4 protein-coding genes and 2 pseudogenes are annotated in these 4,425 nt (G+C 68.1%); 4 read left to right on the plus strand and 2 right to left on the minus strand.

The window, feature by feature from the left end; genetic code table 11:
* Nucleotides 1–266 (plus strand): annotated as a pseudogene (locus tag V7Q39_RS19400) (coproporphyrinogen III oxidase); the annotation flags it as partial.
* Between the two features lie 112 nt (nt 267–378).
* Nucleotides 379–981, plus strand: a complete 603-nt coding sequence (locus V7Q39_RS19405; RefSeq protein WP_333818255.1) for a DUF1287 domain-containing protein — start codon at nt 379–381, stop codon at nt 979–981.
* Nucleotides 982–1,197: 216 nt separating this feature from the next.
* Here V7Q39_RS19405 and argE read toward each other — a convergent pair whose 3' ends face one another.
* Nucleotides 1,198–2,346 (minus strand): acetylornithine deacetylase, encoded by a 1,149-nt coding sequence (argE, locus tag V7Q39_RS19410; RefSeq protein ID WP_333818256.1) that lies wholly within the window; start codon nt 2,344–2,346, stop codon nt 1,198–1,200.
* 113 nt (nt 2,347–2,459) lie between these two features.
* On the opposite strand from argE, the gene V7Q39_RS19415 reads away from it, so the two are divergent.
* On the plus strand, nt 2,460–3,125 hold the full coding sequence (locus V7Q39_RS19415) for a hypothetical protein (protein WP_333818257.1): 666 nt from the start codon (nt 2,460–2,462) through the stop codon (nt 3,123–3,125).
* Nucleotides 3,126–3,234: 109 nt separating this feature from the next.
* A complete protein-coding gene (locus V7Q39_RS19420) occupies nt 3,235–4,062 on the plus strand; it encodes a hypothetical protein (protein WP_333818258.1) in 828 nt (275 codons plus the stop codon).
* Between the two features lie 50 nt (nt 4,063–4,112).
* Here the strand turns inward: V7Q39_RS19420 and V7Q39_RS19425 are convergent.
* Nucleotides 4,113–4,425, minus strand: a pseudogene (locus V7Q39_RS19425) (AAA family ATPase); the annotation flags it as partial.

Raw genomic sequence — 4,425 nt, forward strand, 5'->3', positions numbered from 1 at the left:
GCGAGGATCTGCTGCGCGCCCGGATCATCGAGGCGCTGATGTGCGATTTCTTCGTCTCGCGGGCTGAGTTGCTGCGCGACTTCGACGTCACGCCCGCACATGTCGAGGCGCTGTTCCAGCGCGCGGCGGGCGAGTTCGGCGAGATGGTCAAGGTCAGCGACGAGGGATTCCTGATCCCCGACCGCGCCCGGCCCCTGACCCGGATGATCGCACGTGCCTTCGACGCCTATGACAGCGCGAAGGCCAAGCATTCCTCGGCGATCTAAAGGAAACATCCGATCACGGAAGTCTTACCGGCCCGGCGGAAAGGCGCCAGCCCATCCGAGTCGCCGGAAATCCCCACTCGCGCCGCGCGGCCGGAGAGGGCATGATTCCCCCATGCGCAGCCTCGTCCTCCTCCTCGCGGTCCTGGCTTCCCCGGTCCTGGCCGGGTCCGAACCGTCTCGCCTGACCGCTGCGGCGCGCGATCAGGTCGGCGTGACCGTCACCTACGATCCGGCCTATGCAAAGCTGGGCTTTCCCGGCGGCGACGTGCCGCGCGACCGGGGGGTCTGCACCGACGTGGTGATCCGTGCCCTGCGCGACGGCTGGGACATCGACCTGCAACTGGCGGTGAACCGCGACATGAAGGCCGATTTCGCGGCCTATCCAGCGCTCTGGGGCCTGAAGAAGACCGACCGCAACATCGACCATCGCCGGGTGCCGAACCTTGCCACCCTCTTCGCCCGCGTCGGCGCCGGGGTGCCGCTGGAGGAAGGCCCGGCGCCCTTCCTGCCCGGTGACATCGTCACCTGGAAACTGCCCGGCAACCTCGACCATATCGGCATCGTTTCCGACCGGCTGGCAGCAGATGGTACGCCGCTGATCCTGCACAACATCGGCCGCGGCGCGCAGGAGGAAGACATCCTCTTCGCCTATCCGATGACCGGCCACTACCGGATCGGCAAGGACCAGGCCGATCGGCTGAAGGCGCTGCAATAGGTCCCTCCGGCGGCTGCCTCGACCTCCATATCCCTAAAGCTTGTCTAAAATTGTGCTTGTTCCTTGAGAAATACTCTCGGGGGGCCCGGGGGGCGAAGCGCCCCCGGCGGGCAGCCAGAAGACGCTGCGGCCAAAAGTTAAGAAACCCTGAACGCCCACAGCCAACCCATTGATCCTCAAAGGGTCAGCAAATCGCCCGCGCGCGGGCACCCGGCCTCAGATTCCCTCCTCCAGCCGCCCGACCAGCGCCGCCAGCATCCCCCGGCAGCGCTCGATCTGCTCGACCGCGACGAACTCGTCCGGCTTGTGCCCCTGGGCCATCGACCCCGGCCCGCAGATCACCGTCGGCACCCCGAGCCGCGCGTCGAAAAGCCCGCCCTCCGTCCCGAAGGCGACCTTGATCGTCCCGTTCGCCCCGGTCAGCCCCTTCACGAAGCGCACCACCCCGGCATCCGAGGGCGTGCCGAGGCCCGGGTAGTCCCAGAGCCGCTCCACCCGGATCGCCGCCTCCGGGAACTCCCCCCGCAAGGGCGCGACGATGGCCTCGGCTTCGGCCTCCAGCCGCGCGATCAGGCCCGCGACGTCCTCTCCCGCCAGCGAGCGGATCTCGAAATCCAGCACCGCGTGGTTCGGCACGATGTTGACCTGCACCCCGCCCGCCATCTTCCCCACATGCAGCGTCGAATAGGGCACGTCATAGTCCCCGTCCTTCAACCCGGTCGCCGCCACCTCGGCCTGCAGCCGCCGCACCGCCCCCAGGAAATCCGCCCCCAGATGCAGGGCGTTCAGGGCCAGCGGGGCCAAGGCCGAATGCCCCTCGCGGCCCACACAGGTCGCGCGCAGCGCCACCTTCCCCTTGTGCCCGGTCGCGACCTGCATGCCCGTCGGTTCCCCCACGATGCAGAAGCGGGGCTTCACCGGGGCGGCGGCCAAGAGGTCGATCAGGCTGCGCACCCCCATGCAGCCGATCTCCTCGTCATAGGAAAGGGCCAGGTGAAGCGGCACCTTCAGCGGGCGGCGGGCGGCGGCGAGCATCGCCTCGATGGCGCAGGCGACGAAGCCCTTCATGTCGGCCGCCCCCCGGCCATAGTAGCGGCCATCAGCCTTGGTCAGGGCGAAGGGGGGCTTGGTCCAGACCTGGCCTTCCACCGGCACCACATCGGTGTGGCCCGAAAGCATGACGCCCCCCGCCCCTTCCGGCCCGGTCGAGGCGAAGAGGTTCGCCTTGCCGCCCGAGGTGTCGGGGACCAGCATCACCGTCAGACCCGCACCTTCCAGGAGGCCCTTCACATAGTCCATCAGAGCGATGTTCGGCTTCGAACTGACGGTGTCGAAGGCCATAAGCCGGTCCAGGATGTCGCGCATGTCTCACCTCTTTTCCCCCTGCTAGCGCGAAACCGGCGGGGCGGGAAGCTTTCCTGACTTGTCGCTGGCGGTGGGCTTTGGCAGGGTCGCCGGACCTTCCTGGAAAGCCCCCGATGCTGCGCCGTCTTGCCGTGATCATGAGCCTTGTCCTGACACCCGCCCGGGCGGAGGAGCCGAACCTTGCGCCGGACGCCGAGGCCGCGCCGGGGGCGGCGAGCCAGCTGGTGCTGGCGCAGCGCCTGTTCCGCCGGGGAAGCGAGGCCGGCGATCCGGTCCTGCTTCTGGCGGCGATCCGGCTGGCGCGGGGCGTGACGGTACGTCCGGCGGTGGGGTGGGAGCGGACGGCGGGTGGCGCGGGAGAGACGCCGCAGGTGGATGGCCCATCCGACCCGGGAAGCGCGGCTGCGCTGGCGATGCTGCAAGGCTTGGCGGTCGACGACCCGGATTTGCAGGATCTTACCTATGATCTGGACGCGCAGCTGCCGCAGGGCAGGCTGCCGGTGGCCACGGTCGCGAAGTCCGGGCTTGGCGGCGGGGCCGAGGAGGACTGGCTGCTGCCCCTCTCGGGAGCGGTGGTGGCCGAGATCGCGGTGATCGGCGACGGTGGCTCTGTGCTGGGGCTGAGCGTGACCGACGACAGCGGCGCAGTGGTCTGCGCCCGGCCCGCGACGAAAGATCCGGCGCTTTGCCGGTTCACCCCGGCGCGGAACGGCTTCTTCCGCGTGCGGGTCAGCAACGAGGGTGCAGAGGCGAGCGGCTATCTTCTGGTCGGGAACTGACGAAAATGACTGCATTTGTCACATTTTACCACCTTCTCAAGTGCATGATCGCCTGCAATGATCCTGCCATTCCGGCCCAATCCGGGCTGGCCAACCGTTAGAGGCCCAGATGTCGCTTAAATCCCTTTCCCTGATCCTTGCCACCACCGCCGTCGCCGCGCTGACCCTTCCCGCGCTGGCCCAGGACAAGACCGGAACGAACGTAGGCGCCGCTGCCGAGGGCGCGGCCCCCGGCGCCGCCGCGACCATGGGACTGGCGCAGGAGCTTTATGCGCTGGGGGTCACCCAAGGCGATGCGGTCACGGTGTTGGCCGCCGCGAAGCTGGCCGCCTCGGTCGAGGTGAAGTCGGCCGAGGCTGGCGCGCTGGATCCGGCGAAAGTGAAGTTCGATGACGAGGGCGGGGATCAGACCACCTTCCGCAAGAAGGCCGCCCCCGCAGCTCCGGCTGCGCCGGCCCCGATGATGAACGATGGCACCCCGCGCGCTGTGGCCAAGGCCACCTTCTTCAATGCCGCGAACGAGGATGAGGGTGCCGCCGACGCCCCGGTCACGGCGGATGCGATGTTCGCCAAGGCCACGGAACTGGCGGCGGATGACGAGGCGCTGCTGGGCCTGATCGAGGATGCAAAGGCCGAAACCGGCCGGGGGCGGATCGGCGGGGCAGTGCAATGGCTGTCGCGGCTGCCTTCAGGGCAGACCGATGTCTGGGAAATCCCCTACTACGGCAATTCCTATGCCGAGATCGCCGTCGTCGGCGACGGGGACGCGAATCTGGACGTGGCGGTGACGGACGAGAACGGCAACGTGATCTGCTACGACGTGAGCTGGTCGGACAAGCTGTACTGCGATTGGACCCCGGCCTGGGACGGCTATTTCTACGTCACCGTGCAGAACATGGGCGGGTCGCGGAACAGCTATTACCTGATGACGAACTGACCCCGGAGTTTCGGGGCAAGGGGCCGGTCGCGCAGGCGGCCGGCCCTTTCCTATGACATGGCCAGCATCCGGTCGGCCGAGGCATCGAAGAGGCTGCGGGCGTAGGCGGTGGTCATGCGCGCGGCGGCAAGGTCTTCCCGGGCAAGCTCTTCCACCGCGCGGCCATGCTGCATCACGAGGATGCGGTCACACATGTGGTCGATGACGGAAAGATCATGGCTGACCATCAGGAAGGTGAGGCCACGCTCGGCCCGCAGGCGGCTGAGGAGGTTCAGCACCTCGGCCTGAACAGAGGCATCCAGCGCGCTGGTCGGTTCGTCGAGCAGCAGGATCTTCGGTTGCAGCATCAGGGCACGGGCGATG

This window comes from Tabrizicola sp. (assembly GCF_036781545.1).
In the GTDB taxonomy this organism is placed as follows: domain Bacteria; phylum Pseudomonadota; class Alphaproteobacteria; order Rhodobacterales; family Rhodobacteraceae; genus Tabrizicola.

Excerpts from the sequence above, each read along its gene's own strand:
- V7Q39_RS19405 (WP_333818255.1), top strand. The coding sequence starts at position 379 with ATGCGCAGCCTCGTCCTCCTCCTCGCGGTCCTGGCTTCCCCGGTCCTG.
- argE (WP_333818256.1), bottom strand. The coding sequence starts at position 2,346 with ATGCGCGACATCCTGGACCGGCTTATGGCCTTCGACACCGTCAGTTCG.
- V7Q39_RS19415 (WP_333818257.1), top strand. The coding sequence starts at position 2,460 with ATGCTGCGCCGTCTTGCCGTGATCATGAGCCTTGTCCTGACACCCGCC.
- V7Q39_RS19420 (WP_333818258.1), top strand. The coding sequence starts at position 3,235 with ATGTCGCTTAAATCCCTTTCCCTGATCCTTGCCACCACCGCCGTCGCC.